The 25,839-nt window shown below is 64.4% G+C and carries 24 protein-coding genes; 9 read left to right on the top strand and 15 right to left on the bottom strand.

The window, feature by feature from the left end; genetic code table 11:
• Nucleotides 1–3: 3 nt before the first annotated feature.
• Nucleotides 4–1,191: a cytochrome c biogenesis protein DipZ gene (locus tag Q7V20_RS19340; RefSeq protein WP_304795017.1), complete on the bottom strand. Its 1,188-nt coding sequence runs from the start codon at nucleotides 1,189–1,191 to the stop codon at nucleotides 4–6.
• Nucleotides 1,188–1,622 carry a DUF2147 domain-containing protein gene (locus tag Q7V20_RS19335; protein ID WP_304795015.1) on the bottom strand — a complete coding sequence of 145 codons (435 nt, stop codon included), beginning with the start codon at nucleotides 1,620–1,622 and terminating at the stop codon, nucleotides 1,188–1,190. Before Q7V20_RS19335 ends, Q7V20_RS19340 begins: the two co-directional genes overlap by 4 nt.
• Nucleotides 1,623–1,643: 21 nt before the next feature.
• On the opposite strand from Q7V20_RS19335, the gene Q7V20_RS19330 reads away from it, so the two are divergent.
• From Q7V20_RS19330 to Q7V20_RS19315, 4 genes are read left to right on the top strand one after another with little or no spacing between them, the layout of a single operon-like run.
• Nucleotides 1,644–1,772 (top strand): hypothetical protein, encoded by a 129-nt coding sequence (locus Q7V20_RS19330; RefSeq protein WP_304795013.1) that lies wholly within the window; start codon nucleotides 1,644–1,646, stop codon nucleotides 1,770–1,772.
• A gap of 30 nt (nucleotides 1,773–1,802) precedes the next feature.
• A complete protein-coding gene (locus Q7V20_RS19325; RefSeq protein ID WP_304795011.1) occupies nucleotides 1,803–2,546 on the top strand; it encodes a response regulator in 744 nt (247 codons plus the stop codon).
• Complete coding sequence (locus tag Q7V20_RS19320) at nucleotides 2,543–3,838, top strand: ATP-binding protein (protein ID WP_304795009.1); 1,296 nt, start codon at nucleotides 2,543–2,545, stop codon at nucleotides 3,836–3,838. Before Q7V20_RS19325 ends, Q7V20_RS19320 begins: the two co-directional genes overlap by 4 nt.
• Complete coding sequence (locus Q7V20_RS19315) at nucleotides 3,835–5,025, top strand: MFS transporter (protein ID WP_370652502.1); 1,191 nt, start codon at nucleotides 3,835–3,837, stop codon at nucleotides 5,023–5,025. The genes Q7V20_RS19320 and Q7V20_RS19315 overlap by 4 nt, the downstream gene beginning before the upstream one ends.
• Before the next feature lie 16 nt (nucleotides 5,026–5,041).
• On the opposite strand, the gene Q7V20_RS19310 is transcribed toward Q7V20_RS19315, so the two are convergent.
• From Q7V20_RS19310 to Q7V20_RS19295, 4 genes are all read right to left on the bottom strand, one after another.
• Complete coding sequence (locus tag Q7V20_RS19310) at nucleotides 5,042–7,246, bottom strand: response regulator (protein ID WP_304795005.1); 2,205 nt, start codon at nucleotides 7,244–7,246, stop codon at nucleotides 5,042–5,044.
• A gap of 37 nt (nucleotides 7,247–7,283) precedes the next feature.
• The gene (locus Q7V20_RS19305) at nucleotides 7,284–7,673 is read right to left on the bottom strand and encodes a response regulator (RefSeq protein WP_304795003.1); all 390 of its coding nucleotides are present in this window, start codon (nucleotides 7,671–7,673) and stop codon (nucleotides 7,284–7,286) included.
• A 96-nt stretch (nucleotides 7,674–7,769) separates the two neighbouring features.
• Nucleotides 7,770–8,216: a VOC family protein gene (locus tag Q7V20_RS19300; protein WP_304795002.1), complete on the bottom strand. Its 447-nt coding sequence runs from the start codon at nucleotides 8,214–8,216 to the stop codon at nucleotides 7,770–7,772.
• Nucleotides 8,217–8,220: 4 nt separating this feature from the next.
• A complete protein-coding gene (locus tag Q7V20_RS19295; protein WP_304795000.1) occupies nucleotides 8,221–9,135 on the bottom strand; it encodes a response regulator in 915 nt (304 codons plus the stop codon).
• Between the two features lie 167 nt (nucleotides 9,136–9,302).
• Between Q7V20_RS19295 and Q7V20_RS19290 the strand changes: the two genes are divergently transcribed.
• Together Q7V20_RS19290 and Q7V20_RS19285 are read left to right on the top strand one after the other, a co-directional pair.
• Nucleotides 9,303–10,448 carry an acyl-CoA desaturase gene (locus tag Q7V20_RS19290; RefSeq protein ID WP_304794998.1) on the top strand — a complete coding sequence of 382 codons (1,146 nt, stop codon included), beginning with the start codon at nucleotides 9,303–9,305 and terminating at the stop codon, nucleotides 10,446–10,448.
• Nucleotides 10,441–11,559: a flavin reductase family protein gene (locus Q7V20_RS19285; RefSeq protein WP_304794996.1), complete on the top strand. Its 1,119-nt coding sequence runs from the start codon at nucleotides 10,441–10,443 to the stop codon at nucleotides 11,557–11,559. Before Q7V20_RS19290 ends, Q7V20_RS19285 begins: the two co-directional genes overlap by 8 nt.
• Nucleotides 11,560–11,565: 6 nt before the next feature.
• Here the strand turns inward: Q7V20_RS19285 and Q7V20_RS19280 are convergent, their stop codons facing one another.
• On the bottom strand, nucleotides 11,566–12,678 hold the full coding sequence (locus Q7V20_RS19280; protein ID WP_304794994.1) for a DUF3466 family protein: 1,113 nt from the start codon (nucleotides 12,676–12,678) through the stop codon (nucleotides 11,566–11,568).
• 280 nt (nucleotides 12,679–12,958) lie between these two features.
• Between Q7V20_RS19280 and Q7V20_RS19275 the strand changes: the two genes are divergently transcribed.
• Nucleotides 12,959–13,321 carry an HPF/RaiA family ribosome-associated protein gene (locus Q7V20_RS19275; protein WP_304794992.1) on the top strand — a complete coding sequence of 121 codons (363 nt, stop codon included), beginning with the start codon at nucleotides 12,959–12,961 and terminating at the stop codon, nucleotides 13,319–13,321.
• Between the two features lie 22 nt (nucleotides 13,322–13,343).
• Here Q7V20_RS19275 and Q7V20_RS19270 read toward each other — a convergent pair whose 3' ends face one another.
• From Q7V20_RS19270 to Q7V20_RS19260, 3 genes are all read right to left on the bottom strand, one after another.
• A complete protein-coding gene (locus Q7V20_RS19270; protein WP_304794990.1) occupies nucleotides 13,344–13,697 on the bottom strand; it encodes a response regulator in 354 nt (117 codons plus the stop codon).
• A gap of 135 nt (nucleotides 13,698–13,832) precedes the next feature.
• Nucleotides 13,833–15,851: an elongation factor G gene (gene fusA / locus Q7V20_RS19265; RefSeq protein ID WP_304794989.1), complete on the bottom strand. Its 2,019-nt coding sequence runs from the start codon at nucleotides 15,849–15,851 to the stop codon at nucleotides 13,833–13,835.
• 384 nt (nucleotides 15,852–16,235) lie between these two features.
• Nucleotides 16,236–17,048: a BPSS1780 family membrane protein gene (locus Q7V20_RS19260; protein WP_304794987.1), complete on the bottom strand. Its 813-nt coding sequence runs from the start codon at nucleotides 17,046–17,048 to the stop codon at nucleotides 16,236–16,238.
• A 61-nt stretch (nucleotides 17,049–17,109) separates the two neighbouring features.
• On the opposite strand from Q7V20_RS19260, the gene Q7V20_RS19255 reads away from it, so the two are divergent.
• Together Q7V20_RS19255 and Q7V20_RS19250 are read left to right on the top strand one after the other, a co-directional pair.
• Nucleotides 17,110–17,328, top strand: coding sequence for a SlyX family protein (locus Q7V20_RS19255; RefSeq protein WP_304794985.1), 219 nt, complete (start codon nucleotides 17,110–17,112; stop codon nucleotides 17,326–17,328).
• A 123-nt stretch (nucleotides 17,329–17,451) separates the two neighbouring features.
• A complete protein-coding gene (locus Q7V20_RS19250) occupies nucleotides 17,452–20,505 on the top strand; it encodes a diguanylate cyclase domain-containing protein (RefSeq protein ID WP_304794983.1) in 3,054 nt (1,017 codons plus the stop codon).
• A 12-nt stretch (nucleotides 20,506–20,517) separates the two neighbouring features.
• On the opposite strand, the gene Q7V20_RS19245 is transcribed toward Q7V20_RS19250, so the two are convergent.
• From Q7V20_RS19245 to kaiC, 5 genes are all read right to left on the bottom strand, one after another.
• Nucleotides 20,518–20,919 (bottom strand): hypothetical protein, encoded by a 402-nt coding sequence (locus Q7V20_RS19245; RefSeq protein WP_304794981.1) that lies wholly within the window; start codon nucleotides 20,917–20,919, stop codon nucleotides 20,518–20,520.
• A 100-nt stretch (nucleotides 20,920–21,019) separates the two neighbouring features.
• Nucleotides 21,020–23,458, bottom strand: a complete 2,439-nt coding sequence (locus tag Q7V20_RS19240) for a PAS domain S-box protein (RefSeq protein ID WP_304794979.1) — start codon at nucleotides 23,456–23,458, stop codon at nucleotides 21,020–21,022.
• Nucleotides 23,459–23,474: 16 nt separating this feature from the next.
• Nucleotides 23,475–23,792, bottom strand: a complete 318-nt coding sequence (locus Q7V20_RS19235; protein ID WP_304794977.1) for a circadian clock KaiB family protein — start codon at nucleotides 23,790–23,792, stop codon at nucleotides 23,475–23,477.
• Nucleotides 23,793–23,797: 5 nt separating this feature from the next.
• Nucleotides 23,798–24,103, bottom strand: coding sequence for a circadian clock KaiB family protein (locus Q7V20_RS19230; protein WP_304794975.1), 306 nt, complete (start codon nucleotides 24,101–24,103; stop codon nucleotides 23,798–23,800).
• Nucleotides 24,100–25,836 (bottom strand): circadian clock protein KaiC, encoded by a 1,737-nt coding sequence (gene kaiC / locus Q7V20_RS19225; RefSeq protein WP_304794973.1) that lies wholly within the window; start codon nucleotides 25,834–25,836, stop codon nucleotides 24,100–24,102. Before kaiC ends, Q7V20_RS19230 begins: the two co-directional genes overlap by 4 nt.
• Nucleotides 25,837–25,839 lie beyond the last annotated feature (3 nt).

The following is a 25,839-nucleotide window of genomic DNA, read 5'->3' as shown; positions in this document are numbered from 1 at the left end:
TTTTCATGGGGCCGCCAACAGTTGCTGGATGCGCTGTTCAATGGCGGCCTCGTCGCCTTCGCCAAAATGGGTGAACACGATGCGGCCTTGCCGGTCCACCAGGTAGACGGCGGGCCAGTACTGGTTGGCGTAGGCGTTCCAGGTCTGGTAGCGGTTGTCTTGCGCCACGGGGTAGCTCAGGCCATGGCGGCGGATGGCCTGGCGCACGTTGTCGGTGGAGCGCTCGAACGCGAACTCCGGCGTGTGCACGCCCACCACCACCAGCCCTTGCGCGGCGTAGCGCTCGTGCCAGCGCTGGATGTGCGGCAAGGTGCGCACGCAGTTGACGCAAGCGAAGGTCCAGAAGTCGATCAACACCACCTGCCCGCGCAGCGCTTTCATGGTGAGCGGGGGGCTGTTGAGCCACTGGTGGATGCCGGCGAACTCGGGCGCGGTCGGGTTGGCGCGTTGGGTGTTGGCGGTGAGCGTGCTTGCGCCGACCTTGTTGATCGGGCTTGACCACGCCTGGCTGACCCAGGCACTGGCTTGTGCGTCCAACTGCTTGGCCATGGCGATGGCCGATAACACCACGAGCACACCGCAGCCCTGCCTGAAGCGGGCCGCGTGGCGACTGAGGCCGCGCACCTTGCCCGTCATCGCTTGCCCACCATACGCGATGGCCAGCATCGGCAGCCCAGCGCCAGCGGCATAGGACAGCAGCAAGGGCGCGGTCTGCTGGGTCGAGGCCTGGCTGGCCACCAGGGCCAGGACAGACGCCAGCACTGGCCCTGCGCACGGTGTCCACAAGGCGCCCAGCGAGGCGCCCAGCAGCAGGCCGCCCAGGGGCGTGTGCGTGGCCTGCCCGCCCCAGCCTTGCGCCAGGTCGGAGATGCGGCCCAGCGGGGCCATGACGCGCTCGCCCAGCGATGGCCAGATCATCAGCACGCCGGCCAGCAGCATGCCGCAGGCGGCAGCCACCCGCACCGACTCGGGCGTGAGCCCCAGCACACGGGTGGAAGCGCCAAAGAGCAAGGCCACCGCGACAAAGCTCAGCACGAAGCCGATGATGATGAACACAGGGCGTGCCCGGTCCGAGCGGTCAGCGGACACGCCCAGCAGCAGGGGCAGCACCGGCAGCACGCACGGGCTGGCGACGGTGGCCACCCCGGCCAGCCCCGCGAAGGCCAGCGGCCATGACGAAGCGTCCATCATGGTTGCACCCGTTGCCAGACTTGGGTCTTGCCGAAAAGCGGCAGGCCAATGTAGGGGCGCAGCACCAGTTCGCCTTGCGGACCCAGCGACATCTGGCAGCGGTAGGTCTTGCCGTTCTCGCGGTTGTAGATCTGGCCGTGCCATTGCGAGGCGTCGTCGTCATCGGGCCGGAAGTCGATCAGGATGGTCATGCCCAGCGCGGGCCGCTTGTCCACTGGGTCCATCGCGTCAACGCCGGGGCTCATCGAGCGGTTGGCCAGCACGCGGGTGGCGGTGCCGCACAAGGCCCCCTCGCCGCAGGGCGCGACATCCACCTCCAGGTTGCCGCTGGCCGTGATCCAGCGGCCGCGCGGGTCGGTGGTGGTGGCGTGGGCGGCCCAGGTGCTCAGGCACAGTGCCGCGGTGGCGATCCGAAAGGAGAATGAGGGCATGGAGTGGCTCCGGTGGTTTGAATGACGCCCTCATTACAGGTCGGCCAAGCGGCCGGGGCATGTCTGAACCCGGTCGATTTGCAAGCCGACTTGTCCAGCCCCCTGGCAGACAAACTGCGATACAAAACTCTGGGCGGCCTGGCGGGCTGAACCATTTGAAATGCCCTTATGGTGTGGCCCATGGAAGAACAAGATCACTTGCTCCTGGTGGACGACGACCGCCAGTTGCTGCTGCTGCTGAGCGACTACCTGCAAGGCAGCGGTTACCGCGTCAGCACGGCGGGCAATGCCCACGAAATGCGCCAGGTGCTGGCTGGTTCGCGCATCGATTTGATCGTGCTGGATGTGATGCTGCCCGGCGAAGACGGCCTGTCCTTGTGCCGCGACCTGCGCTCTCGCGATGCCGTGCAGATCCCCGTGTTGATGCTGACGGCCCGCAGCGAAGAAGCCGACCGCGTGCTGGGCCTGGAGATGGGCGCGGACGACTACCTGACCAAGCCGTTTGCCACGCGCGAGTTGCTGGCCCGCATCCGCTCGGTGCTGCGCCGAACCCGCATGTTGCCGCCCAATTTGCGGCCGGTGCAGCAGGCCCGGTGGCTGGCCTTTGGCGACTGGCTGCTCGACACCACCGCCCGCCACCTGGTCGACGATCAGGGCACCCTGGTCTTGCTGACCGGCGGTGAGTACCGTCTGCTGCGCGTGTTGATGGAGCATGCCCAGCGCGTGCTCACCCGTGACCAACTGCTGAACCTCACCCAGGGCCGCGATGCCGACCCGTTTGACCGCTCCATCGACCTGCTCATCAGCCGCCTGCGCCAGCGCTTGCGCGATGGCTCACGCGAGCCCCGCTACATCAAGACGGTGCGCAGCGAAGGTTATGTGTTCTGCGCCGAGGTGCGCGATCACGCAGGAGGCGCGCCATGAGCCTGTGGCCCAGCTCCTTGTTTGGCCGGGTGGCGGCCATCTTGCTGGCCGGTTTGACGGCGGCCTATGCCTTGTCGTACTGGTCCGTGATGCGCGAGCGTGCCGACCTGGCCGAATCCATGATGCTGGCGTATGTGGGCCGCGATGTGGTCTCGTCCGTGGCCATGCTCGACCGCCTGCCCGCGTCGGAGCGCGCGGCCTGGCTGCGCAAGCTGCAGCGGCCCAACTACCGTTTCACGCTTGATGGCCAGCCCCTGCCCCCACAGACCGATGCCGTCGGCGTGGCGCGCAGGCTGGCCGCCAGCCTGAACGCTGAACTGGGCCCAGGGCGACTGCTGGGCGTGGGCGTGGAAGACCCTTCGCGCACCGTGTTCAGCCTGCGCCTGGCCGATGGTGCGCCTTTGACCTTGCAGCTGATGACGCCCCGCAAGATGGTGAGCACGGGCACCGCCCTGCTGCTGGCACTTCAACTGGCCGTGGTGGGGGCATGCATCTGGTGGGGCGTGCGCGTGGCCACGCGGCCCTTGAGCGACCTGGCCAGTGCCGCGACCCGCCTGGGCGACGATCCCCAGGCGGCCGAGTTGCCCGAGCATGGTCCCGCTGAAGTGCGCCGCGCCATCGCCGCCTTCAACACCATGCAGCGGCGCATCTCGGCCCACCTGGCCGAGCGCCTGCAGATCCTCGCGGCCGTCTCGCACGACTTGCAGACCCCCATCACGCGCATGCGGGTGCGCACCGATCTGCTGGCCGACGAAGCCCTGCGCGATAAGCTGCAGGCCGATCTGATCGACATGCAGCACTTGGTCGAAGAAGGGCTGGCCTATGCCCGCACCGCCCATGCCTCGATGGAGAAAATGCAAGCCATTGACCTGCATGCTTTGCTGGATGGCCTGGTGTGCGACTACCGGGATGCGGGTCGCCAGGTTGAACTGATCGGCTCCACCGACATCACCGTGACCACGCGCCCCCAAGCCCTCAAGCGCATCGCCATGAACCTGGTGGACAACGCCTTGAAGTTCGCGGGTGAAGCGCAGGTGGTGGTGAGCCAGGCCGATGCGGGCTGGGTCATCGAAGTCCTGGACAAAGGGCCGGGCATGGCGGAGGACCAGTTGCTGGCCGTCCTGCAGCCTTTTTACCGTGTGGAAGGATCCCGCAACCGAGAGACGGGTGGCAGCGGCTTGGGCCTGGCCATCGCGCACCGTTTGAGCGGCGCACTGGGCGCGACCTTGAGTTTGCACAACCGACCAGGCGGTGGTTTGCAGGCCCGCCTGGCCTTGGCGGTGCAAGGGTGAGCGGCGTGGACACGCGCGCCCAGCGCGGCTCGCTCGCCTACCGCCAGATCAGCCTGGCGCTTTTCCTGGCGGGCTTCGCGACCTTCTCGCTGCTTTACTGCGTGCAGCCTTTGCTGCCGGCCTTTGCCCAGGATTTCGGGGTGAGCCCGGCGGAAAGTTCTTTGGCCTTGTCCCTGTCCACCGGCTTTCTGGCGGTGGCCATCCTGGGGGCGGGTGCGGTGTCCGAAGTGCTGGGGCGCCGGGGCCTGATGTTCGCGTCCATGTGTGCAGCGGCTTGCCTGAACATCGTGGCCGCCCTGGTGCCCGATTGGCACGCCTTGCTGGCGGCCCGCGCTTTGGAAGGGTTGTTGCTGGGCGGTGTGCCGGCCGTGGCCATGGCCTACCTGGCCGAAGAGATGCACCCCAAGGGCCTGGGCCTGGCGATGGGCCTGTACGTCAGCGGCACCGCTTTTGGCGGCATGATCGGCCGCGTGGGCATGGGCTTGCTCACCGAGTGGGCCTCCTGGCGCGTGGCGTTGGGCACCGTGGGCGTGATCGGGCTGTTGGCCGCGTTGGGCTTCATCGCGCTGCTGCCACCGTCTCGGCACTTTGTGCGCCGCCCCGGTTTTGACGCGGGCCACCACCTCAGGGCCTGGTCCAGGCACTTGAGCCACCCGGGCTTGCCGCTGTTGTTCTGCATCGGCTTTCTGATGATGGGGGCCTTCGTCACGGTCTACAACTACGTGGGCTTTCGCCTGATGGCGGCACCCTATGGCTTGAGCCAGGCGGCCATCAGCCTGGTCTTCACCGCTTACCTGTTTGGCATCGTGGCTTCTTCCACCGCTGGTGCGCTGGCCGACAGCTTGGGGCGAAGCCCGGTCATGACGGCAGGCATCGTGATCGCGGCCTTGGGTTTGGCCCTGACCTTGTCGCACTCGCTGTGGGCCGTGATCGCGGGCATCGTGGCCCTGACGATCGGGTTTTTCATCGCGCATGCGGTGGCCAGTGGCTGGGTGGGGCGGCTGGCGCAAGGCCACAAGGGCCACGCAGCCTCGCTGTACCTGCTGGCCTACTACCTGGGCTCCAGCGTGATGGGGTCGGCGGGCGGCTGGTTCTGGGCCGAAGGCGGATGGCCTGCCGTCGTGGCCTTTGCCGGCGCCTTGTTCGCCCTGGCCTTCGTGATAGCCAGGCGGCTTAGAGCGTGGTGAGGCGCGCGGTGCGTGCTCAGTGCGTGGTGACGTGCGTGAGCGCCCGCCGCACTTCACCAATGAAGCGGCCGGTGTCGAAATCAGTCTTGCCCATGAGGTGAGACCCCTGTCCCATCAGTTTTTCGCGTTCGCGCAAGCTCAGATCGCGGCCGGTGACGATCATGATCGGGATGTTGGCGCTGGCCGGGTCTGACTTCAACTCATCGACCACCTGGAAGCCACTGAACTCGGGCATTTCCAGGTCCAGCATGATCAGGTCGGGCCTGAAGCGGCGGGCCAGGGCCACGCCTTCCGCGCCACCATAGGCGCGCAAAACCACACACCCCAGCTTTTGCAGCGGTTGCGCCAGCACTTCGACCGCCTGCTGATTGTCATCAACGACCAGCGCCGTCACGGGGTGATCGGGGTGAGGGTTCAGGCCCAGGCGCTGCAGGCCTTGCGTCAGGTCATCAAAGTGGATGGGTTTCTGCAAGGCGAGCGATGCGCCCAGTGAGTGGGCCAAGCTGCCATCCGGCTGGATCGAGACCACCACCACCGGCACCTGAGCCCATCGCGGCAAGGTCTTCACCTGGCGCAGGAAGGCCCAGCCGTCCATGCCTGGCAGCATGATGTCCAGGGTGATGAGCTCGGGCAGCAGCTCGTCGCTGAGCGCCAGTGCGGCTTCGGCCGACGCCACGCGCTTGGTGGTGAAGCCCTGCGCTTCCAGTTGCAGGCCCATCAGGGTGGCGGCACGGTCATCGTCCTCGATCACCAGCGCGATGCCGTGTGATGGCGTTGGCTTGACGGTGTCCAGTGCCTCGGCCTGGGCAGTGACTTGCCGCCAAGGCAACCAGACGCTGAAGCAGGTGCCGCGCTCAGGCTCGCTGCTCACCGCGACGGCGCCGCCGTGCAGTTCGGCCAGACGCAGCACCATGGCCAGGCCCAGACCGGTGCCTTCAATGCCACGGTTGGCCGGGTGGTTGATCTGGGTGAAGGGGGTGAACAGCTGCTTGAGGTCTTCAGGGCGCATGCCGATCCCACTGTCGCTCACCGAGATCTCCAGGAAGTCATCGCCATCACCCGGGGCCAAGGTGGTTCGTCGTCCGGTGGCGAAGCCGGGCACGGCGGCGGCGGCGGTCTCACGGTTCACCCTCTGGGCATGCAGGCTGACCTGGCCGCCATCTGGCGTGAATTTCACGGCGTTGGACAGCAGGTTGTAGAGGATTTGCTTGAAGCGCCGCACGTCGACCACCACCTCGCCCAAGGGCAGGAGAACATGGCTGTTCATTCGCAGGTGCTTGGTGTGCGCTTTGTCTTCGACCACACGCAGGCCATCGGCCAGCATCACCTGCACATCGACGGCTTCGAACTGAAGCTCGACCTTGCCGGCGTCGACCTTGGACATGTCCAGAATGTCGTTGATCAGCGCCAGCAGGTGCTGACCGCCTTCGAAGATGTGGCCCATGTAGTCGCGCTGGCGTGTCGTGAGCGGGCCAACCAGCCCATCTTTCAGTAACTCGGAAAAGCCAATGATGGCGTTCAGGGGAGTGCGCAACTCGTGCGACATGTTCGACAGGAACTCGGACTTCATGCGGCTCGACTCTTCGAGCATCTGGTTCTTCTCGGTCACTTCGGCGTTGACGACTTCCAGCTCGCTGGCCAATCGACGCAAGCGGGTCTCGCTGTCGTGCAAGGCGGTGTTGCGGGCCTGCAGTTGTTCATTGACCTTGGCCACCTGCTGAGCCCGTGCAAAGACTTCGCTCTCGGCGCGCTCGACCGCCCCACGCAACTCTTGGGCAATCTTGTCCTGCTCGGCACCCCGATGGCGAAGGTGCACGAAATCAGTCACGTCTTCGGCGCGGTGAATGATGAAGGCCACCTGACCTTGTGCATCCAGCACGGGCGAGTTGAAAGGGCTCCAGTAGCGCTCTTCAAAACCACCACCTTCCGAGTCGGGGCGTCGGATGTCGTATTTCTGAAGCGGCATCGCATCGCCCTGGCCCGATGCCAGTACGCGCAACAGCGAGGCTCGCAGGTTGTGCGTGCCGGTGGCCTCGTTGTCATTCGGGTTATCGGGAAAAACCTCGAACAAGCCCCGGCCCATGATCTGATCGCGCGCGGTCATCGTGGCCTCAAGGTAGGCATCACTCACGGCGACGATGGTCAAGTCGGGGGCCAGCACCAGGTACAGGCCAGGCGCCGATTCGAACAGCAGGCGAAAGTCCAGCGTGTTGGTGGGCATGGGCGCTCCTCCCCGGGGGCTTGTGAACCGTTGTTGTTCAGTTCTGGCGCGTGGCGGTTTTGCCTTGCACCAGGGCCTCATCAACCGCGTCCAGCAGTTCCCGGTAGCGGATCGGTTTGGCGACATAGCCCACGCAACCGCCTTCGCGCATGCGCTGTTCATCGCCCTTCATGGCGGAGGCGGTGAGCGCGATGATGGGGATCCTGGCGGTGCGGGGGTCTTCCTTGAGCAGGCGGGTGGCGGTCAGGCCATCAATGCCTGGCAGGCGGATGTCCATCAGGATCAGGTCGACGGGTTCGGTGCTCGCGATGCGCAGGCCATGCTCGGCGTTCGGGGCGCTCAGCGGGACGTGCCCGGCGCCCTCCAGGATGGCCATCGTGAGCTGCAGGTTGGCAGGCGTGTCTTCGATGATGAGGATGCGCGGCATGGTGCCAGTCTGCCCACAAAGACCCGGCAGATCTTCTCTTTTCGGACCGACCTTCCAGCCAGAATGGTCATGGCTGGACATGGGGGGGCAGCTGCGTTAGCCGTCTTCGCTGAACACCGCGGTGTAGCGGCGCTGCATCTCTTGGGGGCTCATCTTTTCAAGTTCGTGCCCAATCAGCCAGGTGTGGCCGAAGGGATCGCGCAGGCGGCTGCTGCGTTCGCCGTAGAACTGGTCGGTCGGTGGCATGTCAATGGTCGCGCCAGCGGCCACGGCACGTGCCACCCATTGGTCGCAGTCGTCCACGTGCAGGTGCACAGTGGCGCCCAGCACGGCCTGGCCATCCGGTGCCGGCAGGTTGAATTCGGGAAAGGCATCGCTCAGCATCAACACCGTCGGGCCCATGTCCAGCTCGGCGTGGCCGATGCGGCCCGACGGTTCCACCAGACGGAAACGCTCGACCGCGCCAAAGGCCTGCACATAGAAGGTGATGGCCCGTGCGGCGTTTTTCACGCGCAGGTAGGGAAAGACTTCAAGGAGTTTCATGGATTCACCTCAGGATGTTGGCCAGCGCCTTGCACAGATCCTGGGGTTGGTAAGGCTTCTCCAGGATCACCGCTTCAGGCCACTCGGCCGAGGCTGGGCCGGCCCGGTCTCCGGTGACGAAGATGAGGCGCAATGTCGGCCAGCGTCCTAAGGCCTGCCTGGCCAGTGCTGCGCCGGACAAGCCCGGCAAGCCGTGGTCGGTCAACAGCACGTCGATCTGCGCAGCGGCCAGCGAACGCAGTGCCGAAGGCGCATCCGAGGCTTCGATCACCAGGTGGCCTTGTTCTGAGAGGATCTCGGCGGTGCTCGACCGGATGGCCTCGTCATCTTCCACCACCAGGATCCGCAAGGGCGACGCGTTGGGCGAATGCACGCCGCCTGCAGACAGCCGCTGTGCCGATGCGATCTTTTGCTGCGCCTGGTTGCCGATCACATGCCGGATCTTGCGGGCCAGCGCTTCGCGCGTGTAGGGCTTGGACAGCAATTCCACTCCCGGGTCCAGGCGGCCGCCGTGCACGATGGCGTTCTCGGTGTAGCCGGAGGTGAACAGCACTGCAATGTGCGGCAGTCGCTCGCGCGCTTTGCGGGCCAGCTCCGGGCTGCGCAAGGGGCCGGGCATGACCACATCGGTGAACAGCACATCAATGGACACGCCGCTGTCGATGACGCTGAGTGCGCTCTGCGCGTCGCGGGCCTTGGCGTTGTACAGGAACGCGATGTCCGTGCCCCAACCCAGCCACATCTCGAAGCGCGAGGTGAGCAGCAGGCGAACGGCCACTTTCAGGGCATTGGGCCAGTGCTCAGGCGGCCCCAAGGAGGTGGCAGACCAATCGCGCGCCCGCATCAGGTGCGCCATTTCACCCTCGCCGACAAAAATGTCGTGGTGGTCGTGATCGAGCGGCGGGGGATTAGGGCTCAAAATCGCGACTCCATGATTGGGGCTGGTTGAAGCGGTGCCGAATTAAAATTCGGTGGCAATCGGCATGCCTGTTCCGAGCATTTGGTCTCTTTTTGTGGGGAAAGTGCCCATCGATCGATGAACGCAAATCGTTACCATCCCCGCAAGCCACGCATTACCTGTCATCCATGAATCCCACTTGCGCCGAACGCCTCGCGTTGTACGATCAGATCGAAGCCGAATTTGAAGCCATCAAGCAGCGCTACCGCGCCAAGCTGGGCCCCGCCGATGTCGCCTACATCAAAGGCTTGCGCCTGAAATCCCGCCTGGCGGAACTGGTGGGCCGTGGCCTCATCTGGATCAGCCCCGAGCCCATCACCTTCAGCTTGGGGGTGGCTTTCACTTTGCTGCACCGCAACCTGGAATCGATCGAGATCGGGCACAACGTGCTGCACGGGCAGTACGACAGCTTTGCCGAGATCCCGCAGTTCCACTCGCACAACTTCAAGTGGAAGGCCCCGGTTGATGAAGAGGGCTGGCGCCGCGAACACAATGGCCTGCACCACGTGCACACCAATGTGTACGAAATGGACCCCGACCTGAACCACGGCATCCTGCGCATGAACGACAAGCAGCCGTGGAACAGCATGCACCGTTGGCAGGTGCCGATGTATCTGTTCATCGCCTACCCCATCGTGTTGTACGGCTTCAATGCGCAGAACCTGGGTTTTCGCCAGGCCTACCGCGAAGAAAAGTTTCCCTTGGGCAATGAAGGCTACGCGCCGGTCCACCACCCGGGCGTGACCGAAGCGCAGCTCAAACGCCGCCACTGGTTGTCGATCGGCCGCGTGATGTTCAAGGAATACCTGCTGTTCCCCGTGCTGGCGCTGGCCACCGGCTATTCCTTCTGGAAGGTGATGTTGGGCAACATGCTCGTCGATGGCATCAACAACTATTGGATCAGCCTGACCATCCAGGCCACGCATCTGACCGAGCCCCTGCAGCCCGAGGACGCCCTCAAGCACAAGGGCCACTGGTACCTCACCCAGCTTGATTCGAGCGTGAACTTCAAGGGTGGGCGCACCATGAGCATCCTGTGGGGCCACCTGAACTACCAGATCGAGCACCACCTGTTCCCCGACATCCCCTCGAGCCACTATCCGGACATCGCTTTGGAAGTGCAGGAAGTCTGCAAGCGCCACGGCCTGCCCTACAAGTGCAACCCGACCTGGTTCCACGCCATCCGCAACTACATGGCGGTGATGTGGAAGTTCTCCTTCCCGCCCAAGGGCGATGCGAATCCTGCACCCGCTGAAGGGACGCGCCATGCTTGACCGCGCCCTGGCCCGCGTCAATGGCTGGGCGCTGGACACGGTTCAACCCCAGTGGGTGGACTACGTGGTCAGCAACACCATGACCGACTTCAACCGCTGGTTCAATGGGTTCCTGTGGACCTACGAGCTCAAGGCGCTGGTGGAGCGGGTCATCGATGAAGCCCCCGGTGTGAAGACCTTTGTGCTGCGGCCCAACCAGCATTGGCGTGGTTTCCAGCCTGGCCAGCACGTGGAGGTGTTCCTGCCCATCGGCGCTGAAACGGTTCGCCGCTACTACAGCCTGTCGGCGCTGCCCAAGGGCCGCTTCAGCATCACCGTCAAGCAGACCGAGCACGGCCAGGCCTCCCGGTGGATGCACCAGGCACTGCGCGCTGGTATGAGCCTGAAGATCGGCCACCCCCAGGGCCGTTTTTGTCACCAGGGCCAGGCCAAGGTGCTGTTCTTGTGCGCGGGTTCGGGCATCACGCCCTGCCATTCCATGGTGAGCGCCTTGCTCGCGCAGCCCGAGTCCGAGCGCCCTGACATCCAGGTGATGGCCCAGTTCCGCCAGGCCTCCGAGGTGATCTTCTGGGAGACCCTGCAGCAGTGGGCCCAGGATGGCGTGAAGGTCACCACCGCCCTCAGCGGTTTGACGGCAGAGCAGGTGTGCCTGCCCAACCTGGCGCCCAGGCTTGACGCGGCGCAGCTTCAACGGCATTGCCCCGACCTGCTCGACCGCGACATCTACCTGTGCGGCCCCACGGGCTTCATGAATCAGATCATCGAGCACCTGCGCAGCCTGAATGTGGACCTGGGCCGCGTGCACACCGAGCGCTTTGTGTTGGCCGAGCCGCCATCATCTTCTGACGCGGCGTTCGAGACCGCCGGGGCGGAAGTTTTCTTCCAGCACCTGAACGCCCGCATCACCTTGACCGAGGCGGACCAGGGCAAGACGCTGCTGCAATTGGGCCTGGACCACGGCGTGATGCTGGAATCAGGCTGCTGCCAGGGCATGTGCGGCACCTGCAAGCTGACCGTGCACGAAGGTCAGGTCAGTGGCAACTCTCTGGGCAAGGCGGTGTACCTGTGCACCGCTTACCCGGCATCGCGCAACCTGGTGCTGGACGCCTGACCTGGCTCATCCCGCCTTGCGGCGTGTCGCGATGCCCAAGGTCAGCAGTCCGGCGAAGATCAGGCCCCAGGTGGTGGGCTCGGGCACGGGCGTGAGCATGTAGGCATGCCACTCGGCGCCATTGCGCTGGAACAAGGCGCCGCCGACGATCTCGCCTTTGTTGTTGATGTCCAGCACCGAATCGAAACTCACCAGTGACCTCAGGGGATCGTTGGGGTCGATGAGGCTGGCGATGGCGACCATGCCTGACTCGGCGGTCCACAGGAAGGGTTGCCGCTCCAGCCCGTTGCCACCGATCCAGCCCACGACCTGGCCGAAATCATTGATCGCGTTGGCCGAACTCAGGGCATCGGGTGCAACACCCGCCAAGGTTCCCAGGTTGAACTGAAGACCATCACGCCAGATGATGGCCTGGTCATCCTTCGATCCAACCACGGTGCCTTGGTTGTTGATGTCATTGGCGTAGCTGTAACCCGTGTCGGTGGGGTCCACCAGGTCGATGGCCTGGCCGTTCTGCCAGAGGGTGGCGTGGTCAGAGAAGTCTGGGCCGGCGCTGTAGCCCACCACTTGGCCCGCGTCGTTGATGGCGTTGGCATAGCTGTAGGCGAAAGCGTTGGGTGCGGCGCCGATGGGGGGCAAATGCGTGGCCGTGCCGTTTTGCCAGATCGTGGCTTTGGGGGCCTGAGCACTGGCCGAATAACTGTTGCCCACGACCTGCCCGGCGTTGTTGATGCCCTTGGCGACGCCCTGCCCCAGGTCGGTGACCTGGCCCTGGTGCCAGGTCCGGGCGTGGAAAGACTCCATCTGGCTGCCGTTGCCTGCAGGGCTGAAATCGCTGTAGCCGACGACGACGCCCGAGTCATTGACGCCAGTGGCAAACCGGTTGTAGTCGAAATTTGGCAAGCCAAGTTCAGAGGGGGCGCCGTTTTGCCAGACCGAGGCCTGTCGTGCTGTGCCGGGGGTGACCTGGCTCCAGCCCACCACTTGGCTGGCGTTGTTGATGCTGGCGGCTGCACTGGCCCCGTTTGGGCTGAATTGGCCATTCACCACGCCGAGATCGACAATTCGATACGTGGGCAATGCTGCCGAAACTGACGACGAGGCAATTAAAATTGCCATTGCGCCGATCAACTGCGCGCTTTTGCTGACCCTGGTGTTCACTTGATGGACCCTGCACTGTATGAGTAGGTGGGCCCAGTCTAACCAAGGGTGGCCAGTGCGTTTTGATCATCTTCACAACTGTGACGATTTCCCCATACATGAGGGGGGGGATCATCCCGGTCTTTGTGACGCATTGTTTCTTGTTTGCTTCTATTGGTAACAAGTTGATTTTCCCGTTTTAAACGGGTACATCAATTGCCACCAAAGGTGATCAACCGTTGTTCAACAGGAGACACCCATGCACATTGAAGTCAACACCACCCACCAGATCACCAGCCAGGAATCCCTGAAGGCGGAGGTGGCCGACATGGTTGAGCGCACCTTGAACCGCTTCTCGGATCACGTGACCACCATTGAAGTGCACCTGGACGACGAGAACGGCGCCAAGGGTGGCGACGATGACATCCGTTGCACGATCGAGGCTCGATTGGTCGGTCAGCAGCCCATTGCCGTGACGGGTCATGCCGCCAATGTGACGCAGGCGACCAACGGGGCATCCGGCAAGATGGCGCGTGCCTTGGACAGTGCCATTGGGCGGCATCTTGCCAAGCTGCGCACCGGTGGGGACTTGGGCCACGTGCCGACCACGCCCGAGGTTTGAAAAGCCAGGGTATGTAGACCTGTCATTGGCCGATCATCAGGTCGTCGGGGGCCACCAGGGCCAGCAACTCGGGGATGTTGATCGGCTTGGTGAGGTGGGCCGCGAAGCCCGCCTTCTTGCTGCGCAGGATGTCCGCGTGTGCGCCGCTGCCGGTGGCAGCAATGAACACGCAGCTGGGTTCGACCTTGAAGCGCAAGTGGGCGGCCAGTTCGTAGCCGTCCATGTTGGGCAGGCCGATGTCGAGCACCACCACATGGGGCTCGAACTGTTCGGCCAGGGCCAGCGCGTGCTCTGCCGTCACGGCGGAACGCACCTCGTGGCCTTCCAGCTCCAGCAGATCGACCAGGGCATCGACGGTGTCCGAATGATCATCCACAACCAACACGCGCCTGCCCATTTTTACCACCTCGACCCGCCAGAAAACATGGCCGGATCTTAACCCGGTGCCGCTGTATTCGATCGACTGGGTGGTGGACCCACCGGGCGCCACCACCGCTTCCTCCCCGAGCCGTCAGCTGAGGGACACCCGGCGGGCGGGCACTGCGTCGTAGTGATCGAACTGCATCGAATACTGCGCGCGGCCTGAGGACAGGGCGCGCAGCTGGCCGATGTAGCCGAACATCTCGCTCAATGGCACGTGCGCATCGATGACCGAGGCGTTGCCCCGCGCGTCTTGCGAACGCACATGACCACGCCGGCGTGACAGATCGCCGATGACATCGCCCAGGTGGTCGGCCGGGGTCAGCACCTCGACGGCCATCATGGGCTCCAGCACGATGGGGCCAGCCTGGGCCGCTGCCTCGCGGAAGGCCGCGGCCGCCGCCAGCTCGAAGGCCATCGAGGACGAGTCCTTCTCGTGGAAACTGCCGTCCAGCAGCGTGGCCTTGAAGTCCACGCTGGCATGGCCAGCCACCACGCCCGAGAGCGCGGCACGTCGCACCCCAGCTTCCACCGCCGGGATGAACTCGCGTGGGATCGCGCCACCCGTCACCAGGTTCTCGAACTGGATGCCTTCACCGCGAGGCAAGGGCGCCAGCTTCAGCTTGACTTCCGCGAACTGGCCGGGGCCGCCGCTTTGCTTCTTGTGCACGTGGGTCACTTCAATCTCCTTCGTGATGGTTTCGCGGTAGGCCACTTGCGGGCGGCCAGTGCTGACGTTCACGCCGTGGCGGCTGCGCAGGTTCTCCAGCGTCACTTCCAGTTGCAGCTCGCCCATGCCGGACAGGATGACCTGGCCGGATTCAAGGTCTTGCCGCACACGCAAGCTCGGGTCTTCGCGCGCCAGCATCTGCAGCGCCTTGCTCAGGCCCTGCTGGTCTGCCTGCGACTTGGGCTCGACCGCGATGTCGATGACGGGCTCGGGCACCACGATGTTCTCTAGCACCACGGGGTGGGCTGGATCACAGAGCGTGTGGCCCGTGAGCGTGTCCTTGAGGCCCACGATCGCGGCAATGTCACCCGCGCCAATCTCGCCGCGTTCGATGCGTTTGTCGGCATGCACTTCATACAACCTGGCAACCCTTTCCTTCTTGCCCGTGTTGGCGTTGAGCACAGTGTCGCCAGCGCGCAGGCGGCCTGCGTACACGCGCACGAACACCATCGAGCCATGCTCGCCTTCGACCAGCTTGAAGGCCAGGGCCGACAAGTGGTCGCCCACACTGGCGCCCTGCCGCTCGGAAGGCGAGGGCAGGTAGTCGACGACCGCGTCCAGCAAGGGCTCGACGCCCTTGTTCTTGAAGGCCGAGCCGGCCAGCACCGGCACGAAGGCGCCACTCAGCGTCCCTCGGCGAATGCAGGCTTGCAGCACCTCGACCAGGACGTCTTCACCCCGCACGTAGGCGGCCAGGGCTTGTTCGTCCTGCTCGACCACGGCCTCAATCAGGCGAGCGCGGGCCGCCAGCGCAAGCGTCAGCAACTCCTCGGGCACCTCGGTGATCTGCACCGGGTCGCCCGCGCGTTCACCCAGCCAAAGCAGGGCGCGCATGTTCAGCAGATCGACCACGCCTTTGAAATCGTGTTCGCTGCCGATCGGCAGGTGCAGCACGGCGGTCTTGACACCCAGGCGCTCTTCGATCATCTGCACGACGCGGTCGAAGTCGGCCCCGATGCGGTCGAGCTTGTTGACGAAGGCGAGCCGGGGCACGTGGTACTTGTCGGCCAGGCGCCAGTTGGTCTCGGTCTGCGGCTCCACACCCGCCACGCCGTCAAAGACGACGACCGCGCCATCGAGCACGCGCAGGGAGCGGTTGACCTCGATGTTGAAGTCGATGTGCCCGGGCGTGTCGATGAGGTTGATCTGCGCACCCCTCCAGAACACGGTGGTGGCCGCGCTGTTGATGGTGATGCCGCGCTGGCGCTCTTGCGGATCAAAGTCCATGGTGGTGGTGCCGTCATGCACTTCACCCACGCGGTGGTTTTCGCCCGTGTAGAACAGGATGCGTTCGGTGGTGGTGGTCTTGCCCGCGTCGACGTGCGCGATGACGCCGATGTTGCGCAGGGTGCCGGTTTTGGTGGGGACGAGCTTGTTCATATCGATCTTTCATTCATTCAATGCGTGAAGACTGGTGCCAGCCTCCAGGCGGAGATGAAAGATCCGCGCGGCCGGAGGCTAGCCCTGGACTTGCAGGGACGCGTCACCAAGGCACGAGCGCAAGCAGCCGCATGCCTTGGCGGTTGAAATCGTGGCGATCAGCTTGTCGTAGGTGCGCATGAAAAAACCCCGGAGGCTTTGGCCGACCGGGGTTGATGCCGGAAGGCCGCAGCCTTCCGAATGAATGACGATTCGAAAGGCTAGGCGGGGGCAGCGTGGATCGTGAGATCACGCAGGCGGTTGAAGGTGAGCACTTTGGAAGTCATGGCGAGATTGTGGTCCTTTTGAAATGCCCTTGTTGGCAACAGTGCTGCCTTCATGGGCTCAGAAGCCGCGTCCCTGGTCTGATCCGTAGAAGATGTCGCGGTAGCCGACATAGCCGGTGATGACCACGACGGGCAGCAGCACCAACCAGCCCAGGCCGAGGGGAATGGTCGCGACCACCGCCCACAGGAGGTAGCTCAGGATCCAGACGATGGAGGCTGGTACGTTCTTGAAGCTGGCCTTGAAGCTCATGAGCAATGCTTGCGGCACGGGCACATTCCGTTCGTGGATCAGGTAGGGCGAGAACACGATGGTGCTCATGGCCAGGGCCATGGCCGCGAAGTAGCCCAGCACCATCAGGCCACCGGCAGAGAACACCTGCTGCATGGCCATTTGCCGTTCAGCCACGCTGCCCAGGAACATCGCCGTCACGCTGGCAGCGCTGAACAGGAAGACCACGCCCATGCTCAGCATCATGATGAGCAGGTAGAGCAAACCGGCCATCAGCAGTGCGCCGGGGCGGCGCTTGAAGCCATCGAACACCTGGGTGATTTCAAAGCGCCCGTCGCGCATGAGGCTGTGGGCGCAGGAACCCAGTCCGGCCATGGCCACGGGGAAGATGACCGAGGTCAGCAGGTTCAGCAAGGGGATCATGGACACGACCACGAGCAGGACAAAGCTCAGCAGCAACACACCCCACCAGGCCAAGGGCTGGGCTTTGAACAGACGCCAGGCCACACCAAACCAGCGCCAACCTGACCCGGCTGGGCAAGTGCGGCCCTCGGGGTTGAAGTGCTCGCTGTCCAGCGGATCGCCGACCGGGATGTCGCGCACTTCGGTGCGGGGTGGCGCGTAGTGGTTGTGTTCGGTCATTTTGGGGTTCCCTGTGGTGTGACGATCCGGATCATCTCTCTACTTCGTGTCCAATGGAGACATGGAACACCCCAACAACACCGAACAGCGCTTGACGGACCTGGAAATCAAGGCGAGCTTCACCGAGGACCTGGTGGACAGCCTGAACCAGATCGTGGCTCGACAGCAGCAGCAAATCGACCTGTTGATGGCGGAGGTGAGCCACCTGAGGCGCCAGGAGCCCGACGGCGGTGCCGGCGGATTTAGCAGCCTGCGTGACGAATTACCACCGCATTACTGACAGCTGGGCAAGCTGAAGCCGGGCCACGAGGGATGAAATGGTGCCTTGTTCCGGGCTTCATCGGGTGGGCTGTTTGTTTAAAGTGGGCCTTGAATCCGTCCGACTTTTGCCCCGCTTTCGCCCATGTCCCTGCCTCGTGGCCTTTTCAATTTGTCCAGTGCCCGTGGTGCCTTCGCGCGTTTCATGGCCCGCTGGCGGCCGGATCCTGCCCAAGTGGACACGCCGCAGGGGCACCGCCGTCGCATTTTCAACACCGCGGCCCTGGCCCTGACCGTGGTGGCGGTGATCACCGGCGTGGCGGGGTTTGCCTTGCAGCTCAACAGCGTCACGCAGAAGGCCCACGAGCACTTGTCCCGGGCCTTGAGCGACCGTCGTCTGGTGCTGCAAGAGGCCTTGAACAACGCGGCTGACAAGGCCTTGCTGGTGGGGTCCAACCCCCTGGTGACCAATGCCTTGCTGAAAGACGCCTCGGGGGCCGACCTCAGGCTCATCGCGGAAAGCCTATTGCCGCAGGGCTTCTCGCACGTGGCGTTCGAAAGCCCGACAGGGGCCTTGTTTTTGGCGGGCCACCCCATGGGAGGGCCATCGCTGGAGGTGCCGATCCAGGGGCGACTGGCTGGCAGCCTGGCCTGGCGAGATGGCTACGTCGTTCGCCATCGGCAAGCCATCCAAGGCCCTCAAGGCGAGGTGGCCTACCTGCTCACCGAACAACCCTTGAAGGTGCTGGCACTGTTGTCCACCGAGGTTGAGAACTGGGGCGCCACTTTCGACATGGGTTTGTGCGCAGACGGGGGCCCAGACCGCCTCCACTGCTTTCCTCAGCGGGTGAGGCGAGATGGGTTCAGCGTGCCCAAGGTGGTGAAGGATCAGCCTTTGCCCATGACCCTGGCCTTGTCTGGTCAAACTGGCGTGACGGCCAGGCTGGACTTCCGCCAGCACCAGGTGGTGGCCGCTTATGCGCCAGTGGGCAGCTCTGGCCTGGGCATGGTGCTCAAGGTGGATTCGGACGAGTTGTACGCGCCAGCGCGCCAGCAGTTCCTGATCGCGCTGCCGGTGATCGTGCTGACCGTGTTGGCGGGCTTGTGGGCTTTGCGGCTGCGGTTGCGGCCCATGGTCCAGGCCTTGGTCCAGACGCGCCAAACCGCCCAGGCCAACGAGGCACGCTTCATCGCTGCCATGGAAAGCAGCCTGGATGGCTTCTACATCCTGCGCGCCGAGCGCAATCCGCAAGGGGCCGTCGTTGATTTCAGGTTCACCTACGTGACCGCCCGGGGCGCCGCCTTGATCTCGCTCGAACCTGCGCAGGTCGAAGGCCAGTTGCTGTGCGAGTTGCTGCCCATCAACCGCACCCATGGTTTCTTCGACAAGTTCAAGGCTGTGGTGGAGACCGGCATTCCGCTGGCCGAGGAGTTCCCCATTGACCAGCCGGGCGTGGTGGCCAGCTGGATCAGCCACCAGGTGGTCAAGCTGGGCGATGACAGCATCGCCATCACCTCGCGCAATGTCTCCGAGCGCAAGCACGCGCAGGAGGCCATCCGCCAAAGCGAGGAGCTGTTGCGCCTGGTCACCGACAACGTGCCCGCGCTGATCGCCTACCTGGCCGGGGATGAGCGCTTCCTGTTCATCAACCGGGGCGGCGCCGAGCTGTATGGATTGCCTGCGCAAGAGATCGTTGGCAAGACGGTGCTGGAGGTGGTGGGGCCGGACAACTACGCGGCCATGCAGCCACACATCGCCAAGGTGCGAGCCGGGCAGGCCGTTACCTATGAGCGTAAGCTGAAGCGGGCCGACGGCGTGCGCCATCTGCAAAGCAGCTACTTTCCAAGGGTGGACGAGCATGGAGACATCCATGTGTGCGTGCTGACGCACGACATCACCGCCCGCAAGCAGATGGAGGAGGCCTTGGCGGTGAGCCAGGCGCGCCTGAAAGAGGTGACCGACAACGTGCCGGCGCTGATCTCCTACATCGACACCGAGCACCGCTTCCGCTTCGCCAACCTGGCTTATCAGGAGTGGCTGGGGGTGGATCCGACAAGTCTGATCGGACGCAGCCTGCCGGATCTGTACGGTGACGCGGCCTACGCGGGCATCCGCCACTTCCTGGAGCGTGCGCTGGCGGGCGAGGTGGTTCTTTACGAGCGCGATCTGCCCTGCCCGGGCGGTGTGCGCCAGGTCCAGGTCACCATGAGCCCGCACCGCAACCACGATGACAAGATCGTGGGCCTGTATGTGCTGATGAACGACATCAGCGCACTCAAGCAGGCCGAGAAGCAATCGGCCCGCAGCGAAGAGCGGCTGACCTTGGCCCTGGAAGGCTCGCACCTGGCCTTGTTCGACTGGGATCTGAACCAGCAGCAGGTTTTTCACAGCGCCCACTGGTCGAGCATGTTGGGTGGCCCGGCGGAGGAGTCCACCATCAGCCTGGCGATCCTGAGCAAGCTGGTGCACCCGGACGACTTGCCCATGGTGATGGCCAAGGTGTCGGACACGGTCAAGGGCCTTGTCCCTTTCTACAGCGCCGAGCACCGAGTTCGCACCAGCACGGGCCAATGGTTGTGGATCTTGAGCCGCGGCCGGGTGGTGGAGCGGGATGCCCGTGGGCGGGCCATCCGCTTGTCTGGCACCAATGCGGACATCACCGAACAGAAAGCCCTCGAGGCGCAGCTGCAGCGCATGGCGGAGCTGGACATCCTGACGGGTTTGCCCAACCGCGCCTTGTTCAACGATCGGCTCCACAGCGCGCTGGCTCGCGGCCGTCGCCATGCATCGCCCGTGGCCTTGCTGCTGTTGGACATCGACTACTTCAAGCAGATCAACGACAGCCTGGGCCACGATGCGGGCGACGCGGTGTTGCAGGAATTCGGTCGCCGACTGCTGGAGACCGTGCGCCTGACCGACACCGTGGCGCGGCTGGGCGGTGACGAGTTCACCATCATCCTGGAAGAGCTGCATTCGGTCGGCGAGGCCGAGATGATCGCGGCCAAAGTGGTGGCGGCGATGTTGCCGGACTTCGGCCACACGGGGCAGACATTGCGGGTGACGACCAGCGTGGGGGTGGCCTACCTGGGGCATCCCACCGACGAGACGCCAGCCAGCCTGATCAAGCTGGCCGATCAGACCCTCTACGCGGCCAAGGCGGCCGGGCGCAACAACTACCAGCTGGCCGAAATGGTTTGAGTGGCCTGGCGGTCAGCGCTTCTTGGGGCCATCGGCGATGCGCTTGACGCGGCGTTCGGCGGCACTGGTCACCAGAAACCGTTCCAGTGCATTGGCGTCGGCCAGCACCTGGGCACCTTCGAGTTGGCAACTGGCTTGCAATTGGCTCAGGGCAGGGGCTGGCATGGATTTCTGTGCCTTTTTGGCGGTCTCCAGCAACTGGTCGGCTTCGGGCTTGCGCAGGCCATCCTGGTAGGCGATGCCGATGATGGCAAAACCGCTTTGCGTGAGCTTGAGCAACTCGGCTTCAACGCTGCGATCGCCGTTCTTCAGCCTGGCTGCCAGGGGTTCGGCCTGGGTGGTCAAGGCAGCGACGCAGGCGGCTCGGTGCTCGTGGGATGGGGTGGGCTCGGCAGCAAGGGCCGTGGTCGCCAAGAGGCTGCTCAGCAAGCAAGCCATGGTGGGTCTGGCGCGGCAAAAGGTCATCTGGGCTCCGGTGCCGCTTCTGGGCGGCGGGTGACATTCATTCTGCCATTCAATGCAGCTTGCGCTCGGTCAGCAGTGCGCTGAGGGCGTCCAGGTCCACCGGCTTGACCATGTGGTGGTTGAAACCGGCATCGCGGGATTTGCGCCGGTCTTCATCCTGCCCCCAGCCGGTCAGGGCCACCAGCGTCATCAACTGGCCCCAGGGTTGGGCGCGGATGTGGCGTGCCACCTCGTGGCCGGTCAAGCGAGGCAGTCCGATGTCCAGCATCACCAGGTCGGGCTGGAAGGTCTGAGCGGCTTTCACCGCTTCGACGCCATCGTGCACGGTGTGGGTTTCGCAACCCATCAGGGCCAACATGGTGGCGAGGCTTTCAGCACTGTCCAGGTTGTCATCGACCACCAGCACGTGGGGGCCGGTGCGCGGCGCGGGTGTCGGGCGACTGGCTTCGGTGAGCCCTGACTCCGCCAAGAATGGCAACGACGACAAGGCTGGCAGGTGCACTTCAAACGTCGAGCCGCCACCCAGGCCCGGGCTGCGCGCCAGCACCGAGCCGCCATGCATCTCGACCAGCTTCTTGACCAGCGCCAGGCCGATGCCCAGGCCGCCTTGCGAGCGCTCCAGCGCGCGGTCCACCTGGGTGAACATGTCAAACACGCGCGGCAGCATCTCGCCCGGGATGCCGGTGCCGGTGTCCTGGATGGTGATCACCGCCTGGCGATCTTTCTCCATCGCGGTGAGGGTGATGCGGCCGCCTTCGGGGGTGTACTTGGCGGCGTTGTTGAGCAGGTTGGCCACGATCTGGATGAGCCGGGTCACGTCGGCGTAGACGAAGACGGTTTGCGACGGGGGCAGGCGCACGTCCATCGCATGGTGGCGGGCGTCGATGAGCGGGCGGCTGGTGTCGATGGCGTTCTGCACGGCCGTGGCGATGTCGATGCGTTCACGCCGCAACTCGACCTTGCCTTGCGTGATGCGGCTGACGTCCATGAGGTCGTCCACCAGGTGCACCATCTGCCAAAGTTGGCGCTCGATCATGTTGCGTGCCTTCTCCTGGGCCTGAGGCTCCTTGGACAGGCGCATGATCTCCAGCGCATTGCGGATCGGGGCCAGGGGGTTGCGCAACTCGTGGGCCAGTGTGGCCAGGAACTCGTCCTTGCGGCGGTCGGCGTCCAGCAAGGCGTGCTCGGCCAGCTTGCGGTCGGTGGTGTTGGCCACGATGCCCAGCATGCGGGTGGCCTGGCCACCTTCTTTGTAGAGGCTGCCATGGGCTTCGATCCAGTGCACGCTGCCGTCCGGCCAGATGACGCGGCATTCGAAGTGCCAGTCGCCACTGGTGGCCACGGCCTCCTTGAAAAGGCGCTCGACGAACTCGCGGTCGTCCGGGTGCACGTGGGACATGAAGGCGTTGAAGTTCCAGTCGGCACGGGGCTGCTGGTAGCCAAAGCATTGGTCATGGCGCAGGGAGTGGCGAGCCTCTCCGGTTCTCAGGTCCAAGTCCCAATCGCCGATCCTGGCGGCCTCAATGGTCAATTGCAGGCGGGCCTGGCTTTCACGCAAGGCCGAGTCCATGCGCTCGCGCTCGGTCAGGTCGGTGGTGATGGACAGCACCGATTCAACGCTGCCATCTTCGGCAAACTCCGGGATCAGTCGGGACTCCAGGAAGCGCACATCGTTGGCGGGGGTGATGAACTTGAAGCTGATGCTGCTGCCGCGCCCGGTGTTGAACACCTGCGCCAACGCGGTGTCCATGCTGGCACACAGCTCGGGCGGCATGCCCAGCTCCAGGTGGGTCTTGCCAAGGTGGTGCTCGGCCGGCAAGCCCACGTAGCGCTCGATGACCGGGCTGACATAGAGGTGGCGAAACTGCCGGTCCATGCGCGCGAAGATGTCGGGCGAGTTTTCCACCAGGGTGGAAAACTGCCGCTCGCGTTGAGCGATCTTCAACTGAGCACCGCGGATCTCGGCCTCGGCGCGGTGCCGTTCGCTGACATCGCGGATGACCTCCAGTCGGCCAGTGACTTCACCCTCGTTGTCCCGCAAAACGCTCACCGCCGATTCAACGTGCACCTCGTCGCCACTGCGTTTGAGCTGGATGGTGCGTGCCCGGTAAGCCCCGGCTTGATTCAAGCTGGCCATGGCATGCACCTGATCGGCCTGGCTCAGCCAGATCTCCTGGTACAGCACATGGCGTTCGTTGCCCAGTGCTTGTGACGAGGTCAAGCCATATTGGCGTTCAGCAGCCGGGTTGAGGTAGATGATGCGTTCGTCGCGGTCCAGGCCCACCACGGCATCGTCCATTTGGGCCAGCACATCGCTGCGCAACTTGTTGGACGAGGCGTGTGCGCGGTCCAGGGTGTAGATGTCCTCACCCACCACCAGGGCATCGACGCTGCCGCTGCGGATGGCGTCCAGGGTCTCTTCGGCCTCTTCCAGTCGCAGCCGCAGTTCGGCATTCTCGGCGAGCAATTTTTCCTTCGGGTCGATCAAAGCAGGGTCCTCTTGACTACTTGCCACCTGCTGGGGCAATTGGCAGGCCCAGGCCCCGCAGGATGCGGTCCTTCTGGGACATGTCGCCGATGAAACGCCTGACCGGCAGTGGCGACTTCCTGATCAAGGTGGGGGTGGCGATGACCTGGTCCTCGGCCACCTTGCGGGGGTGCACCAGGATGTCGATGATCTCCAGCTGATAGCGCCCCTGAAGGTGGGTCTCGCAGATGCTGCGGATGCTCACCAGCGCCCGTGTTGAATGGGGTGTGGTGCCCGAGATGTACAGGCTGAGCACATAGGGGGGCGGGGCGACGGGGGGCTCATCTTGTTGCATCGTCGTCAGGCCTGGCGCAGGGGCTGAACGTCCAGGCCCACCAGCACGCGGTCCTCGTTGGACAGGTCGCCAATGATCTTGCGCATGGGTTCGGGGAACTTGCGCACCAGCGTGGGCACGGCCAGGATCTGGTCGCCAGCGGCCAGCTTGGGATTGACCAGCAAGTCGATCACCTCGATTTGATAGCGGCCAGCCAGGTGGGTTTCGCAAAGGCGCTTGAGGTTTTCCAGTGCGGTGGCGGACTTGGCGGTCTGGCCTGCCACGTACAAGCGAAGTTGCCATTCGGCCTTGGGGTTGACGGCAGCGTTCATGCCTGGGCCTTGGTCTTTCTGGCCGTCGATTTTTTGGCCGTGGTGCCCTCTCGGCGTTGGGCAATGGCTTTGGAGCGTTGCAGGCTGCCTTCGGCTTCCAGGTTCTCGCGCTCGATGGCGGACTGGACCTCGCCCGTGCGCTCTTGCGCCTCGGCCTGCAGCGCGGCAATCTGCGCATCAATCGCCTTGCGGCGGCTGGCGAGTTCGCGCAGGCGCCTTTGCTGGTCGCGTTGGCGCAGCTCGGAGCTGGCTTCTTCCTGTTGCTCTTGCACGATGCGGGCAGAGCCGGTCAGCACACGGTCGGCCAGCAGGTACACGTCCACCAGATCGACGCCCTGGTCGCTGAGGATGAACTCGCGCACCTGGTTGGAGTGCGACATGCCGCGCGATTTGATGACCTGGATGGTGCGCGTGCGCTCGCCGTTGAACTCCAGGTTGGACAGCATCAGCCAGGTGTCCATCAGCGATGACACTCCGACCTGGGTCTCGGCCAAGGAGACCGAGCCATCCCTGGTCAGCGCGGTGAAGACCGCCGTGATGCTTTGCTGTTTCAAAAAGTCGATCAGGCGCATCAGCGTGGGCTTGAGCGAGACGTCGTCGGTGTGCAAGGTGAGGTTGCTGATCGGATCGACCACGACCAGATCGGGGCTGGTGCGGCGCACGATGTCGTGCATCAGGGCCAGGTGCTGCTCCAGGCCTTGCAATGTGGGCCGCGAGGCGTGGATCTCCAGCAGGCCCTTCTTCACCCAGGGGTTCAGGTCGATGCCGATGGAGCGCATGTTGCGCATCAGTTGGCTGGGGGATTCTTCGTAGGCGAACAGCAGGGCCCGCTCGCCCCGTGCGCAGGCGGCGTGCGCGAAGCTGGCGCCCACGCTGCTTTTGCCCGTGCCTGGCGAGCCCGACACCAGCACGCTGCTGCCGCGGTAGATGCCTTGGCCATCCAGCATGGCGTCCAGCTTGCGGATGCCGGTGGGCACGCGTTCCGAGGTCGTGCGGTGGTCCAGGCGCATGGAGGTGATGGGCAGCACCGACAAGCCATGTTCGCCGATCAGGAAGGGGTATTCGTTGGTGCCGTGCGCCGAGCCTCGGTACTTCACCACACGCAAACGGCGGGTCGAGACCTGGTCGATGATGCGGTGATCCAGCAGGATCACACAATCGGCCACGTACTCTTCCAGGCCATAGCGGGTCAAGGCGTTGTCACCCCGTTCGCCGGTGATGATGGCGGTCATGCCTCGGTCCTTCAGCCAGCGGAACAGGCGGCGCAACTCGGCGCGCAGGATGGCATGGTTGGGCAGTCCGGCAAACAGGGCTTCGATCGTGTCCAGCACCACCCGCTTGGCACCCACGGTCTCGATCGCGTGGGCCAGGCGGATGAACAGGCCTTCCAGGTCGTACTCGCCAGTCTCTTCAATCTCGCTGCGCTCGATGCGGACGAAATCAAGGGCGATTTTTTTTTGACGCCGCAACTTGTCCAGGTCAAAACCCAAGGAGCGCATGTTGGTGGTGAGCTCTTCGACGTTCTCTTCGAACATCATGAAAACACCGGGTTCCTGGTGCTCGGTGGCGCCTCGCACCAGGAACTCGGCCGCGAGCATGGTCTTGCCGCAACCGGCGCCGCCACACACCAGGGTCGGGCGGCCTCGTGGCAGGCCTCCGTGCGTGATTTCATCCAGGCCTTGGATGCCGGTGGGGGCCTTTTGAAGGCCAGTCGCGTGAGGGGTGACTCGCATGGG

The organism is Aquabacterium sp. (assembly GCF_030652515.1).
Classification (GTDB): Bacteria; Pseudomonadota; Gammaproteobacteria; order Burkholderiales; family Burkholderiaceae_C; genus Aquabacterium.
This window is presented reverse-complemented; position numbering and strand designations above follow the sequence as displayed.

Bases quoted from the DNA above. Each gene is read 5' to 3' on its own strand.
- Q7V20_RS19340 (WP_304795017.1), bottom strand. From the start codon at position 1,191: ATGATGGACGCTTCGTCATGGCCGCTGGCCTTCGCGGGGCTGGCCGGG.
- Q7V20_RS19335 (WP_304795015.1), bottom strand. From the start codon at position 1,622: ATGCCCTCATTCTCCTTTCGGATCGCCACCGCGGCACTGTGCCTGAGC.
- Q7V20_RS19330 (WP_304795013.1), top strand. From the start codon at position 1,644: ATGACGCCCTCATTACAGGTCGGCCAAGCGGCCGGGGCATGTCTGAAC.
- Q7V20_RS19325 (WP_304795011.1), top strand. From the start codon at position 1,803: ATGGAAGAACAAGATCACTTGCTCCTGGTGGACGACGACCGCCAGTTG.
- Q7V20_RS19320 (WP_304795009.1), top strand. From the start codon at position 2,543: ATGAGCCTGTGGCCCAGCTCCTTGTTTGGCCGGGTGGCGGCCATCTTG.
- Q7V20_RS19310 (WP_304795005.1), bottom strand. From the start codon at position 7,246: ATGCCCACCAACACGCTGGACTTTCGCCTGCTGTTCGAATCGGCGCCT.
- Q7V20_RS19305 (WP_304795003.1), bottom strand. From the start codon at position 7,673: ATGCCGCGCATCCTCATCATCGAAGACACGCCTGCCAACCTGCAGCTC.
- Q7V20_RS19300 (WP_304795002.1), bottom strand. From the start codon at position 8,216: ATGAAACTCCTTGAAGTCTTTCCCTACCTGCGCGTGAAAAACGCCGCA.
- Q7V20_RS19290 (WP_304794998.1), top strand. From the start codon at position 9,303: ATGAATCCCACTTGCGCCGAACGCCTCGCGTTGTACGATCAGATCGAA.
- Q7V20_RS19285 (WP_304794996.1), top strand. From the start codon at position 10,441: ATGCTTGACCGCGCCCTGGCCCGCGTCAATGGCTGGGCGCTGGACACG.
- Q7V20_RS19280 (WP_304794994.1), bottom strand. From the start codon at position 12,678: ATGGCAATTTTAATTGCCTCGTCGTCAGTTTCGGCAGCATTGCCCACG.
- Q7V20_RS19275 (WP_304794992.1), top strand. From the start codon at position 12,959: ATGCACATTGAAGTCAACACCACCCACCAGATCACCAGCCAGGAATCC.
- fusA (WP_304794989.1), bottom strand. From the start codon at position 15,851: ATGAACAAGCTCGTCCCCACCAAAACCGGCACCCTGCGCAACATCGGC.
- Q7V20_RS19260 (WP_304794987.1), bottom strand. From the start codon at position 17,048: ATGACCGAACACAACCACTACGCGCCACCCCGCACCGAAGTGCGCGAC.
- Q7V20_RS19255 (WP_304794985.1), top strand. From the start codon at position 17,110: ATGGAACACCCCAACAACACCGAACAGCGCTTGACGGACCTGGAAATC.
- Q7V20_RS19250 (WP_304794983.1), top strand. From the start codon at position 17,452: ATGTCCCTGCCTCGTGGCCTTTTCAATTTGTCCAGTGCCCGTGGTGCC.
- Q7V20_RS19235 (WP_304794977.1), bottom strand. From the start codon at position 23,792: ATGCAACAAGATGAGCCCCCCGTCGCCCCGCCCCCCTATGTGCTCAGC.
- Q7V20_RS19230 (WP_304794975.1), bottom strand. From the start codon at position 24,103: ATGAACGCTGCCGTCAACCCCAAGGCCGAATGGCAACTTCGCTTGTAC.
- kaiC (WP_304794973.1), bottom strand. From the start codon at position 25,836: ATGCGAGTCACCCCTCACGCGACTGGCCTTCAAAAGGCCCCCACCGGC.